The following is a 22,899-nucleotide window of genomic DNA, read 5'->3' on the forward strand; positions in this document are numbered from 1 at the left end:
CGGGCCCCGCCGCCCCGGGTCGTCGCCATCTCGTCCAAGCTCACGGGGGCAGTCTAGCGAAGGGCGCCCCCCTTCAGCAGGCAACCTCGCGCCCTGGAGCGTCTTTTCGACCCCCCATGATGGGGGTAGACCGCAACGCGAACACCGCCCCCGGTGGGCAGGGGCGGCGGGGCGAGCGGGAGGTCAGCCCTCCTGTGGCTTGTTCGGAGCGGGCGTCACGGCCTGGGGGGTGACGGCCTGCACGGGCTGGGGCGCGGCGCTCGCCACCACGGTCCGCACGGGGGCGGGCTGGGCGGCAGGCGTCTCGCGGAAGCTGCCCTCCAGCTCTTCCTTGAGGCCCTGGGTGCCCCGGCGGAACTCGCGGATGCCCGCGCCGAGGCTCTTGCCGAGTTCGGGCAATTTGCGCGGCCCGAAGACGAGCAGCGCGATGAGGAGAATGACGAGCAATTCACCGGGTCCGATATTGGGCATCTTGGGTCCTCCGTGACGTGGACGGAGCGTGGAAAGCGGCGTCCTGTCAGGAGTCTACCCCCGCGACCTGAGACAAACGTCAGGGGGCCTTTTCCCGGCGGCGCCTCAGGTCCCGGTGCCGTTGTCCTCCGGCCCTTCGCGGTAGGCCCGCAGCGTGCCGTTCATAAAGGCCACGTACAGCGTCCCGCCGGCGGCGAGCGGCGTGGCCTGCACCCCCTCGCGCTCCTGGTGGCGCCAGCGCACCTTTCCGCTGCGCACGTCCAGCGCGACGAGTTCGCCCTCCTCGGAGGCGAGGAAGACGAGCCCGGCACTCACCACCGGGCTGGCGGTCACGCGGCCCTCCAGCGCGAAGGTCCACACGTCCTCGCCGTCGGAAAGCCGCAGGGCCCGCACCGTACCCCCCCACCCGGCCACGACAGCGAGGTCCCCGGTCACCGCCGGGGCGGCCCAGATTTCGTCCTCCACGTCGTAGGTCCAGAGGGTCGGCTCGGGCTGGACGAGGGCCGCGCGCCCCGAGGCCGCACTCAGGCTCAGGGCGTGGACCTCGCCGGGCCAGGTGGGAATGACCAGGGTGGCTGACCCCGGTCCGGTCGGCGCGAGGGCGGGCGTGGCGTGCACCGTGCCGACCTCCACCTTCCACAGCGGCGTGCCCTCCCGCGCGTCGAGGGCGTGCAGCCAGCCGTTCTCGTCGCACAAGAGGGCCGCCCCCGCCCACACGACGGGAGAGGCGGCCACCGGCCCCGCCGCCCGGTAGGCCCAGGCGAGTTCGCCGCTTCGCGCGTGCAGGGCGTGGAGGTGCCCGTCGCGGCTGGTGGCGAGGACCCGCTCGCCCCAGAGGGTCGGTGCCCCGGTGAACTCGGCCCGCGCCTGGTGGAGCCAGCCCTCCGCCCCGTCCCAGAGCCGCACCCGCCGCAGGGTCCCGTCCCACCCGCCGTACAGCACCGCCCCGCCCGTGAAGGTCGCCGGGGCCGTCACCTCGTCGCGCGCCGCGTAGGTCGCGTAGGGGCGCCCGGAGGCGTGGGTCAGGACGAGCTGCCCCCCCCGCGTCCCCACCGCCACGAGGTCCCCCTCCCCCACCACGGCGGCGGGCCAGGTCACCTCGCCGGGCAGGGCCACGCTCCAGGCCTCGCACAGTCCCTCCACCCGGGCCGGGCCGTCGGGGTGTTCGCCGGTGCGGGCGCGGCCTCCCCGGTACTGCCCGCGCGCGTGCCGGGTCCACACGTCCCGCCGGGCCAGGGCCCACAGGTGCGTGACCGCCTCGCCGCTCCCCGGGCGGTCTTCCGGCCTCTTGGCGAGGAGGGCGAGCAGCACGCGGGCCACCGCATCGGGGACGGCGGGGTTGAGGTCGCGCGGATCGGGCGGCGGCTCGTAGACGTGCTGGTAGAGCACGCTTTGGTCGCTGTCGCCGACGAAGGGCGGCGAGCCGCAGGCGACCCGGTACAGCACGGCGCCGAGGGCGTAGAGGTCGCTGCGGGGGCCGACCCCCACCCCGCGCGCCTGCTCGGGGGCCATGTAGGCGGGCGTGCCCAGCGTCACCCCCGAGCGGGTGAGGTGCCGGGTGTGGTCGCTGAGGGCCACCAGCCCGAAGTCCATGATGCGCGGCAGCCGGGCGTCGTCGAGGAGCACGTTGCCGGGCGTCAGGTCGCGGTGGACGATCCCGTGGCCGTGGATGTGGGCCAGCGCCCGCGAGGCGAAGGCGGCGGCGGTCAGGAAGTGCGCCAGCGGTCCGGGCGCGTCCTCCAGCGGCCCGAGCGCCGTGATCGGCCCGCCCGAAAGGAGCGGCATGGTGAAAAAAACCCGCTCCGCCCCGCTCGGCTCCCGCATCTCGCCGAGGTCGAGGACGGGCACCACGCCGGGGTGGGTCAGCCGCGCGAGGGTCCGCACCTCCCGCAGGAAGCGCGCCCGCTCGGCGTCGTTGGTGTGGGGGTGCAAGACCTTGACGGCCACCTCGCGGTCGAGGTGGGTGTCCAGGGCGCGGTACACCTTCGCGCTGCCGCCTTCCCCCAGCAGGGCGCGCAGCACGTAACGCTCGGTGACGGTCGCCCCGATCTCCATCAAGGACGAGTCTAGCGCCGCGCCCCGGAAGGGGCCGGAAAGCGGGGGCGGGTCGTCTGGAGGAGGCCTGCGGTGACCCCCACCTCCCCCACTACCTCAAGACGGGCGCGGCCTTCTCCTCCGCCTCGGGGGCGGGCTGGGACACCGGGGGCAGCGTGACGGTCAAGGCGGCCTCCCCCCCCGCCCAGCCCATGAAGGCGTCCAGGCCGCGGCGGAACATCACCGGGCGTTTCTCGCGCTTGCCGAGCTTGCGGCGTCCCTCGGGAACGGGAATCTCGGGCACGAGCGCCCAGTTCACGTTCATGGGCTGGAAGCCCCTGGGGTTGGCGGAGGCGAGGTAGCGCACCAGGCCGCCCAGCATGGACTCGGCGGGAGGAGTCAGGGGTGAATGACCCAGGGCGAGCCGCGCCGCGTTCAACCCCGCCAGCCAGCCCGTCGCCGCCGATTCCAGATACCCCTCGGTGCCCGCCAGCACGCCCGCGACGAACTTGGTGGGGTCGGCGCGGAGCCCCAGGGTCGAGTCCAGCACCTCCGGCGCGTTGAGGTACGTGTTGCGGTGCATCACCCCGTAGCGGACGACCTCGGCGTTCTCCAGGCCCGGAATGAGCTGCACCACCGCCTTCTGGTCGCCCCACTTCAGGCCGGTCTGGAAGCCGACGAGGGACCACAGCCGCCCCTCGCGGTCCTCCTGGCGCAGTTGGGCGACGGCGTAGGGCCAGCGCCCGGTGCGGGGGTCGTCGAGGCCCTTGGGCGACATCGGGCCGAAACGGGGCGTGTCCACGCCGCGGCGGGCGATCTCCTCGATGGGCATACAGCCCTCGAAAAATTCGAGCTTCTCCCAGTCGTGGGGGGTATGAGAGCGGGCCTGCTCCAGCGCCCCGAAGAAGCGCAGGTACTCCTCCTTGGTGAAGGGGCAGTTGATGTAGTCGGCGCTCTGGTCGTAGCGCCCGGCCCGCCATGCCCTGCGCATGTCGATGCTCTCGAAGGCGATCACAGGGGCGGCGGCGTCGTAGAAGCTCAGCCGCTCGCTCCCCGTGACTCGGGCGAGGTCCGCAGCGAGCGCGTCGGAGGTCAGCGGCCCGGAGGCGACCACGGCGATGCCCTCCGGCACCCGCTCGACCTCGCCCTCCACGACCTCGATGAGGGGATGTTCGCGGACGGCGCGGGTGACGCGGGCGCTGAACTCCTCGCGCTCGACGGCGAGGGCATTCCCGGCGGGGAGGCGGGAGGCGTCCGCCGAGAGGACGATCTCGCCGCCCACACTGCGGAGTTCGGCCTGGAGGAGCCCCTTGGCCTGCATCTCGCCCTCGCCGCCCAGGGAGTTGGAGCACACCAGCTCCGCGAAGTTCCCCGAACGGTGGGCGGGCGTCATCTTGACGGGGCGCATCTCATGGAGGCGTACCCGCACTCCTGTTCCGGCCGCTGCGAGCGCCGCCTGCGACCCCGCCAGCCCCGCGCCGATGACTGTGATTTCCGGGAAGCTCATCACAAGCCAGTGTAGAGGACGGGGGGAGGTGGATTGTGGAGCGTGGAACGTGGGGGCGGAGTGAGCGCCAAGGTTGTTCAGCCTCGTTTGACCCCTCTTCTGTGGAGCTGGACCAGTCTGCGGTGCAGCTCTGCGAGTCCGACCCTCCGGGCCACCTCCCCTGAAAGGGAGGCAAAAACCTGCCCTCTATAGCGCGAATGTTGTCTCTGGCTCCCCTTGAGCGAAGCTGACTGACTCGTAGAGCTGCTTACAGGGGGTTTACCGGGGCGAGCCCATCCAGAAGTGGCTTCTGCGGTTGCCCTGAACGTGGGCCAGGAGACACCGGGCCGGGACGCGGCGCCTCATCTCCCCTTCCTATACTCGCCGCATGAAGCTCCGCTCCGGCCTCCTCGCCCTGCTCGTGCTCGCCGTCCTCGCGCTCGTCGGCGTGCTGACGCTCGGCTCCCGGCTCGCCACCCCGCGGGAGGGCAGCACCGAGGTCCGCTTCGTGCGCGAGATGATCCAGCACCACTCGCAGGCGGTGGACATGGCGACGCGCATCCGCGACCGCAGCGAGGACCGCACGATCCGGGCGCTCGCCCTCGACATCATGCTCTCCCAGCAGGAGCAGATTGGGCAGATGCGCGGCTGGCTGACGCTGTGGGGCCTGCCCTGGGGCGGCCAGGGCATGACGGCGGAGCACGCCCGGATGATGGGCATGGCGACGCCCGCCGAACTCGGCAGCCTCGACACCCAGCCCGTCTCGCAGGCAGAAAAAACCTTCCTGCAACTGATGATTCGCCACCACCGGGGAGCCCTGGAGATGGTCGAACCCGCTCTGGAAAACGGCGTCCGGCCCGAGGTGCAGGCCCTCGCCCGGCAGGTTCAGGCGGCGCAGGGAGGCGAGATCAGGCTCATGACCCAGCTTCTCGCCGACCGGGGCGCGCAACCTCTCCCGGCCCCGGCGGGCGACGGCGGGGGGATGGACGGCATGGAGATGGGCGGGCACCAGCATTGAGAACGGACACGAGAGGAGAGCGGGCGCAGGATTTCACCTCTGCGCCCGCTTCCCTTCGCCGGTCCTAATACTCGTCGTCCAGCCCGTCCCGCTTGCCCTCGCGCCTTTCCTTGCGGCGCTCCTGCTTGCCGCTTTTCTTGCGGGGGCGCGGGGGCAACAGCAGCTCGTAGGTCCGGCCAGGGTCGCACATCGCGGGCTGCTCGCCGAGGCGTTCGCTGGGGTCGGCGGTGCGGAGGTTCCCGGCGGGGTGGAAGTGGCGCGCGCCGCAGTACGGGCACTCGTCCACCACCCAGAACATCACCCGCGAGCCGGGCAGGTCGCGCAGCGTGACGTAGGCGGTGCGGACGGCGTGGCGGTCACGTTTCCCCATGCCGGGGAGGCTAGCGCGGGGACGGCGCAGGGATTGTGCCGCCCACCTTGCCACGAGCCACAGCGCCACCCACCCAAGCGCCCGGCCCACCACCTCCCTACGGTTCTCCCTCGGTGTCGTCGCGCAGGTAGGTCACCACCGAGCGGCAGTGGGTCAGGCCCGCGCGGGCGTACAGGGCGCGGGCGGGGCGGGCGTGGTCGTGGGCGCGGGCGCGCAGGGTGCGGACCTCGGGGTGCGCGGCGGCCTCGGCGGCGGCGAGCCCCAGCAGGACACGCCCCAGCCCCTGCCCCCGGTCGGCGGGGTGGACGGCCACGTAGGTCAGGTCGGCGCGGGTGGCCTCGGCGTTGAGTTCGAGTTCGGCAAAACCCACCGCCCGCCCGCCCTGCCTCAACGCGACGAGCCGCACGTCGTCCCGCGCGAAGTGCGAGCGCAACTCGGCGTCCGTCCAGTCGAGCCGCCCCGACCAGCCGTCCTCGGCGGTGCGGAACAGCGAGCGGTACTCCCGCGGGGAGAGGGCCGTCTCGGTGGTGTACTCGGCGGGCACGCGGGCCGCGCGGGCGAGGTGTTCGGCGCGGCCCGTGTAGAAGTCGGTGGCGTGCATGGCCGTGAAACCCGCGTCCTCCAGCGCCTCCCGCACGGCGAGGTTGTCGCGGGCGCTGAAGGCGTAGACGGGCAGGCCGTCGGCCCGCTCGACCGCCCGCCGCAGAAGCGTGTGCAGCTCCCCGGTGCCCAGCGGCCCCTCCAGCACCAGCCCGTCGCGGAAGGGAGCGAGCCCGCAGTAGGCCTGCACGGCGCCGTCCACCCCCTCGGCCACCAGGCAAACGCGGTCCTCGCACTCGTCGTGGAGGGCAGCGGCGTCGCGGGCATCGGGAGCGAACACCTCGCGCTCGGGCGCGTCGTCCATCCAGGACAGCAGGGCGAGCACGTCGGGGGCGTCGGTCGCTTGCATCGGGCGGATCATGGGAGGACACCTCCTGGAGAACGCGGCTTCGGGGCGGTCACCACCGGAAACGAACACCGTCAGCGTATGGACCCGCGTCATCCCCCGTCTGCCCGGCCCGTCACTCGCGCCCTTAAGGAGACGTGCTATATTTGCCCTATGCCCTGAACAGGGTACGCTGCCTCCCTCCCTTTGAGCACGAAGCCGTGTTTGAGGGGTCTTTTCTTTTCAGGAGGCGGCCTCTTCCCGCAAGGACACCCGCCCCCTGAACAGGAGAGAACCACGGGGAGGTGGCCGAGACGGGAGGCCCGCCGTGACGAAAGCATCTGCTCCCAGAGCACCCGCGTCCAGCCCCACCAGCCCGCGCCGCCAGGCGAAGACCGGCACGGACCTGCTCGCCCTGCGCGCGCAGCTCGCCCGCGCCGAGAAGGAGGCCCGCCGCGCGCCCACGCCGCCGCCCGCGAAGCCCGAACACCTGCGCGCCAAGCCGGTGGGGCCTCAGCGTGAGGCCGACCTCGCGGGCATCGACACCACCGATCATACGCTGACCCGCGCCCACGCCCGGCTGCGTGACGCCGTGTACGACGGCAACTACCACCTCTGCCCCCACGCTATCGGCCACGCCCGCGCCGAGGGCTTTCTCGAACAGGACATCGTGCACGTCCTCGTCGCCGGGCGGGTGCGCGCCGTGTACCCGGAAGACCGCCGCTGGCTGGTGTGCGGCTTCTTCGAGTCGCACGGGGTGGCATTGCCCCTGCACGTCGTCGTCGAGCACGGCCAGGGCGGGCACCTCGACGTGGTGACGGCCTTCGTGCCCAAGCACCCGCACCACCTCATCTCCCGCGCCCGCCTCGCCGTCATGCTGCGCTACGACGACGAGAGAATCAGGACGCGGACGGCGCCAGTGGGCAACAAGCCGGGCAACCGCAGCAAGGGGAAGTGGAAGAAGGGGGGATAGCGTCGGCTCGCAAACACGATAGGGACGTTGGAAAGTTCAGAGGCGCCCTTCCTCGATGCGAGGTGGCGCCTCTTCACGTCAACACACCGACTCACCTGAACGGTGGAGGAACATTTTCGAGCTGCTTATGGACACTCCAATTGCGGGGCGGAGGAGTGGACTTTGGGTCGTTCCAAGATGCACCGGCCAACAGCCACTGGGCTCTGTACTGCCGAGTGCTTTCCGGTTCAATGTCCTGGTATCCGTGTTCCACACCACAGCAGTCACAGTAGTCGAATCCCCAGCTAAAACCATCTTCCCCATAAGGCATATAAGGTTCGATCCAGCCACATACACGACACGTATGTTTCTGCTGTTCGCTCAAGCCCTCGTAGCTGTAGCCCAAATCCATCCTCAGTAGCTTATACAAGAACGCACTTTGGGACTCTGGCCCGAATGCTCCCACCCTCCCCTGCTACCCTGCCCCCCGTGACGCGCCTCGGCTTATCCGACACCATCGCCGCCATCGCCACCGCTCCCGGCAGCGCGGGCGTGGGCATCGTGCGGGTGAGCGGGCCGGGGGCGCTGACCCTTGCGGACGGCGTGTTCTGGGGACGGCGCAGGCCCAGCGCGACGAGGGGTGGGCAGTTCCTCTTCGGGCAACTCGTGGCCGACGACGGCGAGGTGCTCGACGAGGGGCTGTGTCTCGTCTTCCGCGCCCCGCGCAGCTACACGGGCGAGGACGTGGCGGAATTCCAGACGCACGGCAGCCCGGCGGTGCTGGGGCGGGTCCTGGCGCGTGTCCTCGAACTCGGGGCGCGTCCGGCCCGGCCCGGGGAGTTCACCCAGCGGGCGTACCTCGCGGGCAGGCTCGACCTCGCGCAGGCGGAGGCGGTGCTGGGCCTCGTGAACGCGGGGACGGACACGGCGCGGCGGCAGGCCTCCCTCGGCCTCGCGGGAGCACTCGGGCAGCGGGTGGAGGGGGTGGCCGCTCACGTCACGCGCACGCTGGCGGCGATCCAGGCCCTCCTCGACTACCCGGAGGAGGGGGTGCCCGAGGAGGACCGGGACGCTCCCCTCCGGGCAGCGGAGGCGGAACTGGAGGCATTGGTGGGGACGGCGCGGGCCGGGCAGGTCGCCACGCGGGGGGCGCGGCTGGCCCTGATCGGCCCTCCCAACGCGGGCAAGAGCAGCCTCCTCAACGCGCTGCTGGGCTACGAGCGGTCCATCGTCACGCCGATTCCGGGCACCACGCGCGACTACCTGGAGGCGCAGCTCTCCCTCGCCGGGGTGCCCGTCACGCTGGTGGACACGGCGGGCATCCGTGAAACGGCGGATGTGGTGGAGGCCGCCGGAGTGCGTCAGGCGGTGAGCCTGGCCGGGGCCGCCGACCTCGTGCTCGCGCTGGAGGACGGCAGCCTGCCGCGCGGGGCCCTGCCCGCCGGTCTGCCGGAAGGCGCGCGGGTGCTGCGCGTGCGGACGAAGAGCGACCTCCCCGCCGTCTGGACCGACCCCAGCACGCTGGCCGTGAGTGCGGTCACCGGACAGGGCCTGCCCGAGTTGCGGGACGCCATCCACGCGGCGCTGATCGGGGACGCGGCGCGGGGCGAGGCGTGGCTCACCACCGAGCGGCAGGCGGACGCGGCGCGGCGGGCGCTGGGGCATGTCCGGGCGGCCCGCCTCCTCCCCGACGAGCTGGCCGGGTACGAGCTGGAGGAGGCGTTGCGGGCGCTGGCCGACCTCACCGGGCGCGACGTGGGCGAGGACGTGGTGGACGCCGTATTCCGGAACTTCTGCGTGGGCAAGTAGGGGGGAGGGGGTCAGCGGGAACTCACTCCGCTGGCCCCCTCTTCCAGAGGGACTCAGCCTTGACTCGTGTCTTCCGAGGTCTCGTCGCCGGGCATGGTGCTCGCGGGGTCGCTGGTGATCATGCTGCCGCTGGAGGCCACGTCCTGCTTGTCGAGGCCCCGGTCCTCGAACTCGTCGGCGATGCGGGCCTCGGCGCGGGCGTCCTTGAGGGCGTCGCGGCGCTCGTCCGTGCGGCCCATGAACTGGAGGTCCACGTTGCTGACCTCGTCTTCGGTCTTCACGGACGGGTCGGCGGGGGCGTTCTGGAGCTGCTGGTCGTCGCTCTGGGTCATGGGACTTGCCTCCTCTGTCCTGCCACGCTAGCAGCGCTTCCCGGGGAGCGGCCTGAGCGTCCCTTTAAGGTTCGCCGCGCCTCACAGGCTCGTCGGCAGCTCCTGAAGGTACGCGACGGGCAGGGTCGTGTCCCCCTGCTTGAAGGCGGCGACGTAACCGCTCAGGGTGCCGCCCGCGCGCTCGACGAGCCGGGCCAGGGCCTGCGCCGTGCCCCCGCTGGCGATCACGTCCTGCACGACGGCGACGCGCCTGCCCCTCAGCCGCGCGGCGTGCGGCCCGTCGAGCCAGAGGGTCTCCGAGACGCCGAGGGTCATGCTGGGCACGTTCTGAATCAGGGGGTCTTGCATGTAGGTGCGGCGTTTCTTGCGCACGGCGACGTAGGGCAGCCCCGAGCGGTCACTGAGTTCGTGGGCGAGCGGCAGCGCGTTCGTGACCACCGTGAGCAACACCTCGGTGCCCGGCGGGATCAGGGGCAGCATCGCCGCGGCGGCGGCCTTGGTGAACTCGCTGTCCCCGATGAATTCCACCAGGGGCACCCGCCCGACGCTGCCGACCCGGACGGTGGGCAGCTCGCGCGTGACACTGCCGACCGTGACGCGCAGGGCCGGGGTGGGGGTGTGGGGCTGGGTCATCTCGTCCCTTCCTTCCGCGCTCAAGAAAACAGCGGCAGGTGCCCCAGCGCCGTGACCTCGGGGCGTTCCTGCCCTTCCGTGAAGACGGCGACGACCGCCGCGACCTCGCCGCCGACCTCCTCGATGATCTGCCGCAGGGAGTGCAGGGTGCCGCCGCTGGACACCACGTCGTCCACGATGGCGACCTTTTTGCCCCTGATCTTGTCCACGTCGAAACCGTCGAGCACGAGAAGTTGGGGCCTCCCCGTGGTGATGCTCACGACCTCGCGGGCGATGGGGTCCACCATATAGGGCTTTTGCGTCTTGCGAATCACGATGTAGGGCTTGCCGCTCTCGCGGCTGATCACGTGCGCCAGGGACAGGGCCTTGACCTCGGGCGTCACGAGCACGTCCACATCGGCGGGCAGGCGGGCGGCGAGTGCGCGCCCGGCGGCCTCCGTCACTTCGGTATCCCCCAGCATGTTGAACAGGGCCACGCTCACCCCCGGCGCCACCGCCACGACCGGCAGCTCCCGCGTCACGTCCCCGACCTCGACCTTGTGCGTCTTCACGTGCCCGAGTGTAACCCTCCCGCCCCGGGCACGCTCGCGCGCCGCCGCGTGCGCCGGGAGCCCGTCCTCACCGCCGCCGGACGTTGAGGAAGCCTTCATGCACCCGAATTTGTGGAAAATTCTTTATCTCGGTCGCAAGAACCTCGGGGACCGGCCCCTCAGACTTCACGAGACCAGGGTGGCCCCAGCGCACGAGGGGGCCACCGCAGGCGTCCACAGCTCAATTCCTAGGAGGGAAGCGACATGACCACCGCCACGCGCACCACGACCGACCTCAAACAGGCCGCCCAGAAAGCCCGCCACGAGCTGGAAGAGCAGGTCTCCAAGGCCGTGATGAAGCAGCACGCCGAAATGGCCGCCGCGCTGACCAAGCAACAAAAGGAGCTCCAGAGCCTCCAGGGCGAGGTCGGCACGCTCACCGCCGCGCTGAGAAAGCAGAAGTCCTCGGGCGGCGGCTTTCCGTGGGGGCTGGTGCTTCTCGTGGGCGGCGGGTACGCCCTGTACCGCACCAATCCCACGGTGAAAGAGCAGGTCGACGGCCTGATCAAGCGGGTGAACCCCGGCCCCGAGGGCAACCTCGCCCGAGCGGGCGACGCCGTGAAGTCCGCCGCCTCCGACGTGATGCAGGGCCAGTCGCCGGGCGCGTCCGTTCGCGCGGCGGGGGGCGAGATGCAGCGCGGCGGCGAGAAGCTCGTGGCCGAGGTCAAGGACGACCTCCAGCGCAAGTCCTGAGCGAGCACATCTGAGCGCAGGGGGTGGACCGGGCGGGGCGGTCCACCCCTTTTCCTGAGCTCAATCCGGCGGGAGGACCACGACCTCGGCCACGCCCCGGCCATCCAGCCGGGCGATGAAGCCCGCGTCCCCCCGGTACGCCATGCCGCTGTCGAGCGCCACGCACCGGCCCCCGGCATAGGGCAGTGGGAGCCCCGCGTCCGGCCCGTCCTCGTCGAGGAGCACGGAGACGGGCGTGTGCCCGTGGGCGAGGCGGTCGCCGCCGTAGGTGTCCAGCAGCCTGCGCGCCACGCCCTCTCCACCCGGCCCCACGAACGCGAGGCGGTCGGCAAAGGCGTTGGCGAGGCCGCCCCAGACCGCGGGGCTGGGGCTCGCCAGCAGGGCGGCGACGCGGGCGTTCACGGCCTCCACGCTGCCCCCCAGGTGCAGGTACACCGGGCTGTCGGCGTGCAGGAGCAGCCAGCGCCCCAGGCGGGCGAGGGCGGGCCGCGCGGCGATCCAGGCGAGGTCGTCGGGCTGGAGGCCCTCGGCGTCCCGCACCTGACCGCCGTTCGCCTCCCAGTAGCTCCGAAAGCCGAAGCGGTCCCCCGGGTCGGCCCGGCGGAAGTGCTCGGCGGCGAGGAACATCACCTCGTGGTTGCCGAGGAGGGCCGTCACGCGGCCGCCCGAGCGCGGCGCCTCTTCCTCCAGCCTGCGGACCAGCCCCACGACGCCGAGGCCGTCCGGCCCCCGGTCGAGGTAGTCGCCCAGGAAGGCGAGGTGGGCCTCCCCGCCCGTCCAGGCGCCGTCCGCACCGATCAGACCGGCCCCCCGCAAGAGGGTTCGCACCTTGTCGTGCTCGCCGTGAACGTCACCGACCACCCACAGGTCGGTGGGGTGGCTCACACCGTCTCCCCCGGCCGGGCGCGCGGGGCTTCGACAGAGACGCGGGTCGCCCCGCCCACGTTCACCGCGCCGCCGGGGAGGTCACAGCCGCCATCCCCGCCCCGGCGCACGAGCGCGACCTCGGCCCGGTCAGTTCGCACGAGCGCGCCCGCGCCGACCCGCCGCCCGTTCGCGCTCCTCCGGTTCTTCGGAAGAGTTCGCCTCTGCCCGGGCCGAAAGCTCCCCGGCCTGCTCGGGGGCCGGGAGCGTCCGCCACGTCGTCATGCGCTCGGTGATGTCCTGCTGGAGGCGGCGCACGTTGCCCTCCATGTGCGAGCGCGAGGCGTCGAGCTGGTGGCGCAGGCGCATGATCTCCTCGACCCCGGCGAGGTTGACGCCGAGTTCCTGGGTGAGGCGGCGAATCTCGCGCAGGTGCTCGATGTCGCGCTCGGAATACAGCCGCGTCTTGCCGCTGCTCCGGCCCGGGCGGATGAGCTGCTTGCGTTCATACAGCCGCAACGTCTGCGGGTGCATGTCCACGAGTTCCGCCGCGATGGAGATCACGTACACCGGGCGGTCCCTGGGGTCCGTCTTGCCGTCCGGGGCGGGCAGGGCCTGGGGCTGGGAAACCCGAACGCGCAGCTCGTCCTCGATGCGTTCGATCTCGGCCTCGAACTCGCCCTGGAGGTCGTCGAGTTCGTGCTGGAGGCGCATGACCTCCTCGACCCCGGCGAGGTTGACGCCGAGTTCCTGGGTGAGGCGGCGAATCTCGCGCAGGTGCTCGATGTCGCGCTCGGAGTACAGCCGCGTCTTGCCGCTGCTGCGCCCGGGACGAATCAGACCCTTGCGTTCATACAGCCGCAGGGTCTGCGGGTGCATGTCCACGAGTTCCGCCGCGACCGAGATCACGTACACGGGGCGGTGCTTGGAGTCGGCGGCCATACCTTGCTTGAGTATACTCGCCGCAAGGTTTTTGAACGCAGGGAAAGGTGACGTTGTGCGGGGTAAGAATGTGGGTGTTCTGCCCCCTCTCCCCTCGTGGGAGAGGGCGTTGCGAAGCAACGGGTGAGGGGGCGTGTGACCAAGCCCATCGCCAAGAGAATGGCTTTGTCTTCTCATTGGCCTTAGGACGTAGCTTCGGTTCACCCCCCTCCCACCCTCCCCCACAAGGGGGGAGGAGCTAACAGCGCCGTTCTTCCCTGTTCCCCCTCCTGCACCCCCTCCCACCCCCCCGCTATCATCCCGGCATGACCACATCCCAGACGGACCTCGCCGCCCTGCTGAACCGTGAGGAGGCCGAGCGGGAACTGTTCGAGCTGCTGCGGATTCCCAGCGTGAGCGCCGACCCTGCGCACGCGGGCGACATGCACCGGGCCGCCGACTTTCTGCGCGCCAAGCTGGAGCGCCTGGGCTTCGCGGCGCGGGTGGACGCCACCGAGCACGGCGGGAAGGCCGGGCACCCGGTCGTGTACGCCGAGCGGCAAGGCGCGCCGGGCAGGCCGACCGTGCTGATCTACGGCCACTACGACGTGCAGCCCGAGGCGCCCGTGGAGGAGTGGACCTCGCCCCCGTTCGAGCCCACCGTGCGGGGCGGGCGCATCTACGCGCGCGGCAGCACCGACGACAAGGGGCAGGCGTACGCGCACGTCCGGGGCGCCGAACTGCTGCTCTCGCAGGGCGAGTTGCCCGTCAACGTCAAGTTCCTGCTCGAAGGCGAGGAGGAGGTCGGCAGCCCCAGCCTCGCCGCCTACCTGGGGGCGCACGCGGACGAGTTGAAAGCGGACGTGATCCTGATCTCCGACGGCTCGCGGTTCGCCCCCGACGTGCCCACCGTGACCTACGGGCTGCGCGGGCTGAGCTACGTGGAAATCCTCGTGCAGGGGGCGAGCCGGGACCTGCACTCGGGCTCGTACGGCGGGGCGGCGCCCAACCCCATCAACGCGCTCGCCGAGATCATCTCGAAGCTCAAGGACGACCACGGGCGCGTGACCATTCCCGGTTTCTACGACGGGGTGGAGGAGCTGACCCCCGAAGAGCGCGAGATGTGGGCCCGTCTGCCACACTCGGACGAGGAGTTCGCGGCCTCCATCGGCGTGCCTGCCCTGCCCGGAGAGGAAGGGTACACGACCCTGGAGCGGTTGTGGGCGCGGCCCACCCTCGACGTGAACGGCATCTGGGGCGGCTACCAGGGCGAGGGCAGCAAGACGGTGATCGCGGCGAAAGCCGGTGCCAAGGTGTCCATGCGCCTCGTGCCCGGGCAGGACCCCGAGCGCATCACCCGCCTGATCCAGGAATACGTGCCCACCATCGCGCCGCAGGGGGTGAAGGTCGAGGTGAGGGCCCTGCACGGCGGCCAGCCCGTCAAGGTGGACCTCGACTCGCCGTATATCAAGGCCGCCGACCGGGCACTGCAAAGGGTGTACGGCAAGCCCGCCGCCTTCGCGCGCACGGGCGGTTCCATCCCCATCGTCGCCGACTTTCGCCGTCTGCTCGGCGCTCCCGTCCTCCTCGTGGATTTCGGCCTGAACGAGGACGCGCCCCACTCGCCCAACGAGAGCTTCGCGCTGGAGGATTACCACAACGGGATTCTGACGAGCGCGTATCTGCTTCAGGAATTGGGCGAGTGAGGTTGGTGGTGAGTGGGCAGTGGTTGGTGGATGGAGCAAAAGCACGTTGTCATGCTGAGCGCGGCGAAGCCTCTCGCCTTCCACGCCGGAGACCCTTCGCTCCGCTCAGGGTGACAGGCTTTGTTATGCCGAGTGCGCCAGCAGAGCGGGCCCCCTCTTTTCCGACTCACCGCTCACCACTTCCCACCCCCGGCGCGGAGCGCCACCCGTGAACCTCGCCTTCCTCGCCTCCCACGGCGGCAGCGCGGCGCGGTTTCTGGTGGGGGCGTGCCGGGACGGGCGGCTGAACGCCGTGCCCGTGGCGATGATCAGCAACAACAGCGGGTCGGCGGCGTTGGGGTGGGCGCGGGAGGCAGGGCTTCAGACGGCGCACCTCAGCACGGCGACGCACCCGGACCCGGAGGCGCTGGACGGGGCGATCCTGGGCTTCCTGCGGGGGGCGGGGGCGGATGCGGTGGTGCTGAGCGGGTACATGCGGGAACTGGGGCCGCGCGTGCTGGGGGCCTACGCCGGGCGATTGCTGAACGTTCACCCCAGCCTGCTGCCGAGACACGGCGGGCGGGAGATGTACGGGGACCGGGTTCATGCGGCGGTGCTCGCCTCGGGGGAAGCCGAGACGGGGGCGAGCGTTCACCTCGTCACGGCGGGGATCGACGAGGGGCCGGTGCTGGCGCAGTCGCGGGTGGACGTGCGGCCCGGCGACACGGTGGAGACGCTGCGCTCACGGGTGCAGGCGACCGAGGGCGAACTGCTGCTGCGCGCCCTGCAAGGGATGGCGGTGGGTTCGGCGTGAAGCGCAAAGTCTTCGACCTCCGCCTCTGGCCGCGCGTGGCCCGGGGGACGCACACGGTCACCCACATCCCCGGCTTCGTCATCGTGGACTTCACCGCCCACGAGGTCGTGAGCACGAAGGACGTGCCTTTCGGGGAACGCACCATCCGCATTCTCGATCAGGGCTACCGCTGGGTGCGCGTCCACCCGACGGGCGGAGGCGAGGGCGTCATGGGTGATGCGCAGACCGTCATGCTCAACCCTTCCGGGGGGCCCGAGCAACTGTACGTGGACATCCACGCGGGCGAGGGGCTGGGCGAAGACGGTCTGCCCTGGCACGACGACCTCTACCTCGACGTGATCGCCGACTGGCAGCCCGGCTGGCGGGTGACCGAGACGCACGTCATCGACGCCGACGAGCTGGAGGAGGCGGTGCAGATCGGGCAGGTGACGCCGGAACTCGCCGAGGCCGCCTGGGCCCACGCGCGAAAGGTAGAGGAGGAGTTGCGGGCGGGGACCTACGGGCCGCTGGGGGTGCTGAGGCGGTATCTGGAGGACCCGTATACGTAAAGCGTAACTGCTTCCTCTTGCCCATCTCAGCTTCAGGATAAGCTGTAAGGTGATCTATGAATATACTTAATCAACTTAAAGCTCTGAGTTACCATCAGGCCAGTATAAACCAAGAAATAGAAATTTACAGCGGGAAATGTGAAATTAAGGCTGGAGAAGCAGTAGCAGATGGCGTGTGCAGAATTACCTGTTCCTGGCACCCCAACCCAGTCATTAGATTTCACACCACAAGCACTTTTATGCATCACAAAGGCAACTACGATATTCTGATAAATTTACATGACTGGGGACACATCATTCATGGACATGTTGACTCAATTACCTACTCTTTTGAGTCTGATGCAGAGTTGACGACAGAGTTTTTCGGAAAATTAAATCAGCAGGGATTCTTGTTTCCCTCACCGTTGATGAAGCTAGGTCGATTGATGTTTCACATAATAAATCTACATAATATAGATTTTATTGAATCCAATCCAGAGGGTAGTTTTAGCGAGTCTGATAGGATGACTTTAATTTCTGACGATTGGCGTATGGAACTACACCGGGTAGACAATTTGGGTGATATTGTAAAAAGTCTGGACTACACCAATGGTTACGCATCAACTCATGTGTTATTTGTTGAAAGACTCTCGATCTATCATGTTTCTTATGAAGATTCTGTGCATGAGTTGGGCGAGTTCTTAACCTATTTCCTTTCATTTCACAGAGGCTCTTGGGTTTCAGTTTGCTTACCCATAGGGTTCAATGTCGAAACTCTATAATCTTTCGTGGGATACAGGGAGGGAAGATTGACTTCTGGCAAATCATCCCAGAATACTCAACAACAAAAACTTCTGTTAATTTACAACTTTCGTTCCCAACATTCTGGAAAAAGTGGGTAGATTTTAATTGGCACGATGCATTAAAAATGATCATTCATTGGTATGTAGAAAGTAACACTTTAGCCGGTGGAGTACAAGGAGCCATTGTCCAACAACAAGCGGCATTTGAACGGTTTGCCTGGACGTTAAAAGAAAACAATCTGGCGTTTGAGAGTATGTCTGACAAAAATTTTGATGAGTTGCGCACAGTTGAAAAGATTTCAGAATTGCTACGCTGGGCGGAGATACAAGAGCTTGTTCCCCCTTACAACAAAAACATCATTAAATATTTCAAAGCTAAGCGCAAAATCTTGAGCGGCCCAGACCTAATAGTAGATATTAGAAACAGCCTTGTGCATCCTAAACCTGTCAGGAGACAAATGCTCAACGATATATCTCAAGACATGCTTTTAGAGGTATATCGGCTTGGACAAAATTACCTAAAGCAGTTAGTCAACAAGGTTCTTGATATGCCCGCTGTGATTATAGAATTTCCAACGTACAGCTTAGAAGAGCTTGACGGTAATTACTAGTAGCAGGAATTAAAAGCCAGTAAGGACCAGAGTCCAACACGCCTCTTTCTCACCTGTCACTTTGTCCATCATTATATACAGTGCCTAAGTAATCGAGAATCATATGCTTGGAAAGCTAGTGTGGGGTAATTACAGGAATACGGTGCGGATGGTCACACCAACCACCCGCACCGTCCTTTATCCATTCTCCCCGGCATTGGCACCCGCTTCACCTACCCAGCAAATTACCTACAAACATTATAAATCCACGCCGTATTGACCGCGCTGCTCCCCTGCTGCACGGCCTGCATGAGCAGGGCACCGTTGGGCACCTGCCGGGGCGAGCTGCCCGTCACCACGCCGAAGGTGCAGTTGCTCGTATCCAGCCGCACGACCTGGGCGGCGACCCCGCGCTGCGCGCTGGCGTTGCCGTACTGCTGCACGAACATCCCGCCGCCGAAGGCGAGGCTGGCGAAAGCGACGATCTTCCAACGCTGCACCTGCTTCTGAAGGTTTTCCATCTGCCCACTATAGGGACCAGCCCGACGTGCCCTTTCCCGGTTAAATGCTGGCGAAAGACACGTTGGACGGTCCCTGCGCGGCTGGCCTGAACGGTCAGCCCTCCGGCACACGCGGCGGCATCTGGATGACCCCCCCCGCGCCCGTTTGATTTTCCCGCCTTCCTCCGCTAGATTGCTCTGCGCTGGAACGGTGCCCGAGTGGTTGAAGGGGCACGCCTGGAAAGCGTGTGTACGGGCAACCGTACCGAGAGTTCGAATCTCTCCCGTTCCGCCAAAGCCTGTGCCTGTGCGTGTCTGCCCGGACACCACAGGCATGTTCTTTTGGGGCGATTCATCGGGTCTCCGGCCTCGGCGTTGTAAGAGGCGCGTGTGTCCGGCGGGGCTACCCTCGGCCTAGCCGCTCCGGTGGGGGCGAGAAAGAGGAGGCCAGGAATGGACCACACGCACCAAGCCCTGTCGCATAGCTGGAGCGTCTTTTACGTCGTCTTGTCGTATGTCATCGCCACGCTGGCGTCGTACGTGTCGCTGGAGGTCGCCACCCGCGCGGGCCAGCGCTCTGCCGAGGGGCGCCGGGGCCGGGCGTGGCTGCTCGCGCAGGCTGCCCTGCTGGGGTACGGCATCTGGGCCATGCACTTCGTCGGGATGCTCGCCTATCAGGTCTCGGCGACCGTCACCTATAACCTGCCGCTGACGGTGCTGTCGGGGGTGCTGGCGATTGGTCTGATGTACCCGGCGCTGCTGATCCTCCACGGGGGCCCGCTGCGCTTTCCCCGCCTGCTGCTGGCGGGGCTGGTCGCCGGAAGCGGGATCGTGTTCATGCACTACCTGGGGATGTTCGCCTTCCAGGTGCCGGGCACGGCCGTCTCGGTGCGCCCGGTGCCCCTCGTCCTCTCGGTCCTCATCGCCGTCGGGGCGAGCATGGCGGCGTTCTACCTCTTCCGCCTCGTGTCGAGCACCTGGGCGCGCAAACTTTCCGGCGCGGCCCTGACGGGCCTCAAGGGGGCGGCGGGGCTGGTCATGGGCGGGGCCATCGTCGCCATGCACTACACCGGCATGGCGGCCTGGCACCTGAACGTGGTGGACAGCAACCTGCTCTACCGCAACACGGGCGGCCTGGACACCGAGTTCCTGGCCCTGGGCATCAGCGTCCTCTCCATCGTGCTGCTGAGCATGACGGTGACCAAGCTCCTCGTGGACGCCGTGCTGGAGCCCTCGACGGCACAGTAATCCGCCTCTGCGCGCAGGGCGAGGGCCGCCTTCCCACCCGGGAGTGCGGCCCTCGCCCTTTGCCCCTTTTCCCTACCGCCGCCCCACCCTCCACGCGCTCACGAGCGACAGCAGCGCCAGCACGGCGCAGGCGTGGGCGAGGACGGAAAAGCCCACGCGGGCGATCACCAGACCGCCGATCAGGGTCCCGGCCCCGGCGGCGACGTAACCCAGGCCGTCCGTCACCCCCTGCGCGGCGGGATGGCGGGCCAGCGCTTTGCTGCCGGAGACGAAGGCGAGGTTCCACCCCAGCCCCAGGACGAACATGGACACGCCCAGCCACGCGGCCCCGGGCAACGTGGCGCTCAGCGCGGCGAGCACGAGGAGGACCGAGCCGCCCACGTACCCGAAGCGCACGCCCAGCCGGTCGATGAGGGGGCCCGTGAGCCACCCGAAGGCGAACATGCCCGCGATGTGCCCGGAGATCAGCGCGGCGACACCCGTATGGTCCATTCCCATGTGGTGCGCCCGCAGCGGGGTCAGGCTCATCAGCGTGACCATCAACCCCTGCGCGGTGGCAAGCGCGAGGGCGGTGGAGCGCACGCCGGGCACGGCGAAGGCGGCGCGGACGGAGGTCGGAGCCTTCGCCGCGACCTGCGCGGGAGGCCGCACGGGCGTCCAGGCGAGGATCAGAAGGGCCGCCACCCCCAGCAGCCCCCCGCCGACGAGCCACCCGGCGACCTCGGCGGAGGTACCCAGGCGCTCTCCCAGGGTCTCCACGCCACCGGAAAAGCCGGTCATCAGGAAGGAACCCAGGACGCTCATCAGCATGAGGAGGCCCAGGGCCGTGCCGCGCCTGGACTCGGGCACGCTTTCGGCAGCGGCGTAGCGGGCCTGCTGGTAGCCGCCCTGCGCCGCGCCCATCAGCGCCGCCCCGAGGAGGAAGACGGGCGTGAGGGCCGCCCTGGCCCCCAGAAAGCCCAGCACCGCGCCGCCCGCCCCCAACGTGAAGGCCGCGCCCAGCCCCACCCGCCGCCCGGCTCTGAGCATCAGCGCCCCGAAGAGCCCCGCCGAGAGGGCCGCCGACGCGGAGATCAGGGTGCTGGGCAGCCCCGACAGGCTCTCGCGCCCCAGGCTGCTCATCACCAGCGAGGCGAGGATGGTGCTGACGGTCGTCGCGCCCGTGGCGAGCGCCTGGGCCAGGTAGAGGGGCAGGAGCCGTCCGAGGGGGAGGGCGGGGGCGAGGGCCGGGGACTGGGCGCGGACAGGTTCGCCCACGTCACGCGCCCTGCGCGGCCCACCGCTGCGCCACGGCGGCCTTCAGGTACTCGGCGGCGTCCTCGGTGCTGGCCCCCGGGGTGAAGACCTTCCCGACGCCCAGTTCCGCCAGTTTCGGCAGGTCCTGGTCGGGGATGATGCCGCCCCCGAAAACGAGGATGTCCTCGGCGCCGCGTTCACGCAGCAGCCCCACCACCTCGCGGAAGTAGTGCATGTGCGCGCCCGAGAGCACGCTCAGGCCGATGGCGTCCACGTCCTCCTGAACGGCGGCGTTGACGATCATCTCGGCGGTCTGGCGCAGGCCGGTGTAGATGACTTCCATTCCCGCGTCCCGCAGTGCGCGCGCCACCACCTTTGCGCCCCGGTCGTGGCCGTCCATGCCCGGCTTGGCGATCAGCACCCGAATCCGGCGGTCTTCCATCTTTCCTGCCTCCTAACGGTCGTTTGGGGGCATTGTACGGGGTGGGGCGGGTGGAGGGCACAGAGGTGTTTTGTTGGGGTCGGACAACTTGCTCCGGTTTGCCCCCACCCCCCAACCCCCTACCCCCAGGGGGGGCAGGGGGAGCGGTCGCTGCGCTCGGCAGGTTCAGGCAGGCTTGGCTGACACGGCTGGGCCGTCCGCTGGCAAAGTCTGATCTTGTCGCGTCCCGCCTGGTCTGCCCACCGTCTCGCTGCGCGAGCAAGGCGGGGTGGTGGCCTGGGCCGTCCGTTGCGCTTGCTCCTATAAGTCATTCAGGGTGACGGTTTTTAGAGAGCAAAGGCAGAAGCGCAGTTCTCCCTCTCCCCTTGCGGGAAAGGGCCGGGGTGAGGGGGCGTGTGACCAGCGCCACCGCTGGGAAGCTGTCTTCGCCCCATACCCTCCGCCTTCAGCCCCGTGCCGCCCGCTCCACCCGCGCCACCACCCGCTCCCGCCCCAGGGCGTCGAGCATCTCGAACATGCCGGGGCTCTCGCTCGTCCCGGCGATAGCGGCGCGCAGAGGCTGCATCACCTTGCCGGGCTTGAGGCCCTTCTCCTCGGCGAAGGCGCGCAGGGCGGGCTCGGTCGTGGCCTGGTCGAAGGTGGGCAGGTTCTTCAGGCGGGCGGCGAGTTCGGGCAGGAAGGAGCGGCCCTCCTCGATGAGCTTTGCCGCCTTCTCGTTCACCGGGTAGTCCTCCGACCAGAAGTAGGGCGTCTTCTCCAGAAACTCCGAGAACACGTCCATGCGCGGAATCATCATGCGGACGACGGCGCGGAAGTAATCGTCGAAGGGCAGGTCGTACTTCTGGGAGGCGAGGTAGTCGTGCAGCCGCTTCGCCACCTCCTCTTCCGTCAGCACTTCCCGGAGATACTTGCCGTTCATCCACTTCAATTTGTCGAGGCTGAAGACGGGGCCGCCCAGCGTCACGTCCTCCAGGTGGAAGACGCGCTGGAACTCGGCGAGGTCGAAGATTTCGCGGCCCTCCGGGTGCGTCCAGCCCATCGTGGCGAGGAAATTGAGCATGGCTTCCGGCAGAAAGCCCTGGTCCATGTACCACTCGACGGAGGTGGGATTCTTGCGCTTGCTGATCTTGGACTTGTCGGCGTTGCGGAGCAGGGGCATGTGCGCGAAGACGGGCTGCGGCCAGCCGAACGCCTCGTACAGCAGCACGTGAATGGGGGTGGAGGTGATCCACTCCTCGGCGCGGACGACGTGCGTCACGCCCATCAGGCGGTCGTCTACCACGTTGGCGAGGTGGTAGGTGGGGTAGCCGTCGGCCTTGAGCAGCACCTTGTCGTCGATCTCGCGGTTCTGGAAGACGATGGGCTGGCGCAGGGCGTCGTTCACGACCGTCTCACCCTCACGCGGGACCTTGAGGCGGATGACAGCAGCCTCGCCCACGTCCACCTTCCTTTGCGCCTCCGCCGGATCGAGGTCGCGGCTGGGGACGGCGATGACGCGGCCCTCCCGCTGCGCCTCCTCGCGCAGGGCGCTCAACTCCTCGGGTGTCTCGAAGGCGTGGTAGGCATGGCCGGACTCGACCAGCCGCCGCGCGTACTCCCCGTAGATGTCGTTGCGCTCGCTCTGGCGGTAGGGACCGTTCGGGCCGCCCTGGAGGGGGCTCTCGTCGGGGGTGAGGCCGAGCCACTGCATCATCTGGAAGATGCGCTTTTCGCTGCTTTCCACGTAGCGGTTGCGGTCGGTGTCCTCGATGCGGAGGATGAATTTGCCCTCCTCGCCCCGGTCGCGGGCCTGATGGGCGAGCGCAAAGTTGAAGAGGCCGATGTAGGCGGTGCCGACGTGCGGGTCTCCGGTGGGGCTGGGGGCGATGCGGGTGACGACAGGCATGAGGGACAGGATACGGGGAAGGGGGACGGGTGCGCCGGGGCGTCAGCGCCCGGCTGCGACAAGCCTTCGCC

At 68.7% G+C, this 22,899-nt stretch carries 25 protein-coding genes and 1 tRNA gene; 11 read left to right on the forward strand and 15 right to left on the reverse strand.

Annotated elements, in window-relative coordinates; translation table 11 throughout:
* Positions 1-183 precede the first annotated feature (183 nt).
* The 3 genes from tatA to trmFO all read right to left on the reverse strand — a co-directional run bounded on the left by tatA (position 184) and on the right by trmFO (position 4,012).
* A complete protein-coding gene (tatA, locus tag IC605_RS02820; RefSeq protein WP_216318576.1) occupies positions 184-471 on the reverse strand; it encodes a twin-arginine translocase TatA/TatE family subunit in 288 nt (95 codons plus the stop codon).
* 105 nt (positions 472-576) lie between these two features.
* Positions 577-2,526 (reverse strand): protein kinase domain-containing protein, encoded by a 1,950-nt coding sequence (locus tag IC605_RS02825; protein ID WP_216318833.1) that lies wholly within the window; start codon positions 2,524-2,526, stop codon positions 577-579.
* Between the two features lie 91 nt (positions 2,527-2,617).
* Positions 2,618-4,012, reverse strand: a complete 1,395-nt coding sequence (trmFO, locus tag IC605_RS02830) for a methylenetetrahydrofolate--tRNA-(uracil(54)-C(5))-methyltransferase (FADH(2)-oxidizing) TrmFO (protein ID WP_216318579.1) — start codon at positions 4,010-4,012, stop codon at positions 2,618-2,620.
* A 367-nt stretch (positions 4,013-4,379) separates the two neighbouring features.
* Here trmFO and IC605_RS02835 point away from each other — a divergent pair, with 367 nt between their 5' ends.
* Positions 4,380-5,009 (forward strand): DUF305 domain-containing protein, encoded by a 630-nt coding sequence (locus tag IC605_RS02835; protein WP_216318582.1) that lies wholly within the window; start codon positions 4,380-4,382, stop codon positions 5,007-5,009.
* Positions 5,010-5,073: 64 nt separating this feature from the next.
* Here the strand turns inward: IC605_RS02835 and IC605_RS02840 are convergent, their stop codons facing one another.
* A complete protein-coding gene (locus tag IC605_RS02840; RefSeq protein ID WP_216318585.1) occupies positions 5,074-5,379 on the reverse strand; it encodes a hypothetical protein in 306 nt (101 codons plus the stop codon).
* A 97-nt stretch (positions 5,380-5,476) separates the two neighbouring features.
* Complete coding sequence (locus IC605_RS02845; RefSeq protein ID WP_216318587.1) at positions 5,477-6,340, reverse strand: GNAT family N-acetyltransferase; 864 nt, start codon at positions 6,338-6,340, stop codon at positions 5,477-5,479.
* Positions 6,341-6,632: 292 nt separating this feature from the next.
* On the opposite strand from IC605_RS02845, the gene IC605_RS02850 reads away from it, so the two are divergent.
* Positions 6,633-7,277, forward strand: coding sequence for a DUF4258 domain-containing protein (locus IC605_RS02850; protein WP_216318590.1), 645 nt, complete (start codon positions 6,633-6,635; stop codon positions 7,275-7,277).
* 468 nt (positions 7,278-7,745) lie between these two features.
* Positions 7,746-9,065, forward strand: coding sequence for a tRNA uridine-5-carboxymethylaminomethyl(34) synthesis GTPase MnmE (mnmE, locus tag IC605_RS02855; protein WP_216318593.1), 1,320 nt, complete (start codon positions 7,746-7,748; stop codon positions 9,063-9,065).
* A gap of 53 nt (positions 9,066-9,118) precedes the next feature.
* Here mnmE and IC605_RS02860 read toward each other — a convergent pair whose 3' ends face one another.
* The 3 genes from IC605_RS02860 to IC605_RS02870 all read right to left on the reverse strand — a co-directional run bounded on the left by IC605_RS02860 (position 9,119) and on the right by IC605_RS02870 (position 10,581).
* Positions 9,119-9,397, reverse strand: coding sequence for an M-like protein (locus tag IC605_RS02860; protein WP_216318596.1), 279 nt, complete (start codon positions 9,395-9,397; stop codon positions 9,119-9,121).
* A gap of 81 nt (positions 9,398-9,478) precedes the next feature.
* Positions 9,479-10,030, reverse strand: a complete 552-nt coding sequence (locus IC605_RS02865; RefSeq protein WP_216318600.1) for a phosphoribosyltransferase family protein — start codon at positions 10,028-10,030, stop codon at positions 9,479-9,481.
* A 20-nt stretch (positions 10,031-10,050) separates the two neighbouring features.
* Complete coding sequence (locus tag IC605_RS02870) at positions 10,051-10,581, reverse strand: phosphoribosyltransferase family protein (RefSeq protein WP_216318603.1); 531 nt, start codon at positions 10,579-10,581, stop codon at positions 10,051-10,053.
* 243 nt (positions 10,582-10,824) lie between these two features.
* Between IC605_RS02870 and IC605_RS02875 the strand changes: the two genes are divergently transcribed.
* Positions 10,825-11,313, forward strand: coding sequence for a hypothetical protein (locus IC605_RS02875; RefSeq protein ID WP_216318606.1), 489 nt, complete (start codon positions 10,825-10,827; stop codon positions 11,311-11,313).
* A gap of 60 nt (positions 11,314-11,373) precedes the next feature.
* Here the strand turns inward: IC605_RS02875 and IC605_RS02880 are convergent, their stop codons facing one another.
* The 3 genes from IC605_RS02880 to hspR are packed head-to-tail and all read right to left on the reverse strand — an operon-like array spanning position 11,374 to position 13,119.
* A complete protein-coding gene (locus tag IC605_RS02880; RefSeq protein WP_343216484.1) occupies positions 11,374-12,198 on the reverse strand; it encodes a metallophosphoesterase in 825 nt (274 codons plus the stop codon).
* Positions 12,195-12,338 carry a hypothetical protein gene (locus tag IC605_RS02885; RefSeq protein WP_216318609.1) on the reverse strand — a complete coding sequence of 48 codons (144 nt, stop codon included), beginning with the start codon at positions 12,336-12,338 and terminating at the stop codon, positions 12,195-12,197. Before IC605_RS02885 ends, IC605_RS02880 begins: the two co-directional genes overlap by 4 nt.
* Positions 12,328-13,119, reverse strand: a complete 792-nt coding sequence (hspR, locus tag IC605_RS02890; protein ID WP_216318611.1) for a heat shock protein transcriptional repressor HspR, fused homodimer type — start codon at positions 13,117-13,119, stop codon at positions 12,328-12,330. Before hspR ends, IC605_RS02885 begins: the two co-directional genes overlap by 11 nt.
* Before the next feature lie 305 nt (positions 13,120-13,424).
* On the opposite strand from hspR, the gene IC605_RS02895 reads away from it, so the two are divergent.
* The 5 genes from IC605_RS02895 to IC605_RS02915 all read left to right on the forward strand — a co-directional run bounded on the left by IC605_RS02895 (position 13,425) and on the right by IC605_RS02915 (position 17,538).
* Entirely contained in the window at positions 13,425-14,804 is a 1,380-nt protein-coding gene (locus tag IC605_RS02895) for a dipeptidase (protein ID WP_216318614.1), read from the forward strand.
* Positions 14,805-15,012: 208 nt separating this feature from the next.
* Positions 15,013-15,597: a phosphoribosylglycinamide formyltransferase gene (purN, locus tag IC605_RS02900; RefSeq protein WP_216318618.1), complete on the forward strand. Its 585-nt coding sequence runs from the start codon at positions 15,013-15,015 to the stop codon at positions 15,595-15,597.
* Positions 15,594-16,145, forward strand: coding sequence for a DUF402 domain-containing protein (locus IC605_RS24390; protein ID WP_216318622.1), 552 nt, complete (start codon positions 15,594-15,596; stop codon positions 16,143-16,145). Before purN ends, IC605_RS24390 begins: the two co-directional genes overlap by 4 nt.
* A gap of 56 nt (positions 16,146-16,201) precedes the next feature.
* Positions 16,202-16,906 (forward strand): YopA family protein, encoded by a 705-nt coding sequence (locus IC605_RS02910; RefSeq protein WP_216318625.1) that lies wholly within the window; start codon positions 16,202-16,204, stop codon positions 16,904-16,906.
* 146 nt (positions 16,907-17,052) lie between these two features.
* The gene (locus IC605_RS02915; protein ID WP_216318629.1) at positions 17,053-17,538 is read left to right on the forward strand and encodes a hypothetical protein; all 486 of its coding nucleotides are present in this window, start codon (positions 17,053-17,055) and stop codon (positions 17,536-17,538) included.
* Positions 17,539-17,762: 224 nt separating this feature from the next.
* Here the strand turns inward: IC605_RS02915 and IC605_RS02920 are convergent, their stop codons facing one another.
* Positions 17,763-18,038 carry a hypothetical protein gene (locus IC605_RS02920; protein ID WP_216318633.1) on the reverse strand — a complete coding sequence of 92 codons (276 nt, stop codon included), beginning with the start codon at positions 18,036-18,038 and terminating at the stop codon, positions 17,763-17,765.
* 184 nt (positions 18,039-18,222) lie between these two features.
* Here IC605_RS02920 and IC605_RS02925 point away from each other — a divergent pair.
* Together IC605_RS02925 and IC605_RS02930 are read left to right on the forward strand one after the other, a co-directional pair.
* Positions 18,223-18,312: transfer RNA gene (locus IC605_RS02925), tRNA-Ser, on the forward strand.
* Positions 18,313-18,470: 158 nt separating this feature from the next.
* Positions 18,471-19,265, forward strand: a complete 795-nt coding sequence (locus IC605_RS02930; protein WP_216318636.1) for an MHYT domain-containing protein — start codon at positions 18,471-18,473, stop codon at positions 19,263-19,265.
* Positions 19,266-19,337: 72 nt separating this feature from the next.
* Here IC605_RS02930 and IC605_RS02935 read toward each other — a convergent pair whose 3' ends face one another.
* The 3 genes from IC605_RS02935 to gltX all read right to left on the reverse strand — a co-directional run bounded on the left by IC605_RS02935 (position 19,338) and on the right by gltX (position 22,828).
* Positions 19,338-20,522, reverse strand: a complete 1,185-nt coding sequence (locus tag IC605_RS02935; RefSeq protein ID WP_216318639.1) for an MFS transporter — start codon at positions 20,520-20,522, stop codon at positions 19,338-19,340.
* A 1-nt stretch (position 20,523) separates the two neighbouring features.
* On the reverse strand, positions 20,524-20,943 hold the full coding sequence (locus IC605_RS02940) for a cobalamin B12-binding domain-containing protein (protein ID WP_216318641.1): 420 nt from the start codon (positions 20,941-20,943) through the stop codon (positions 20,524-20,526).
* A gap of 445 nt (positions 20,944-21,388) precedes the next feature.
* Positions 21,389-22,828: a glutamate--tRNA ligase gene (gene gltX, locus IC605_RS02945; protein WP_216318644.1), complete on the reverse strand. Its 1,440-nt coding sequence runs from the start codon at positions 22,826-22,828 to the stop codon at positions 21,389-21,391.
* Between the last annotated feature and the right edge of the window lie 71 nt (positions 22,829-22,899).

Source organism: Deinococcus aestuarii (genome assembly GCF_018863415.1).
GTDB lineage: Bacteria > Deinococcota > Deinococci > Deinococcales > Deinococcaceae > Deinococcus > Deinococcus aestuarii.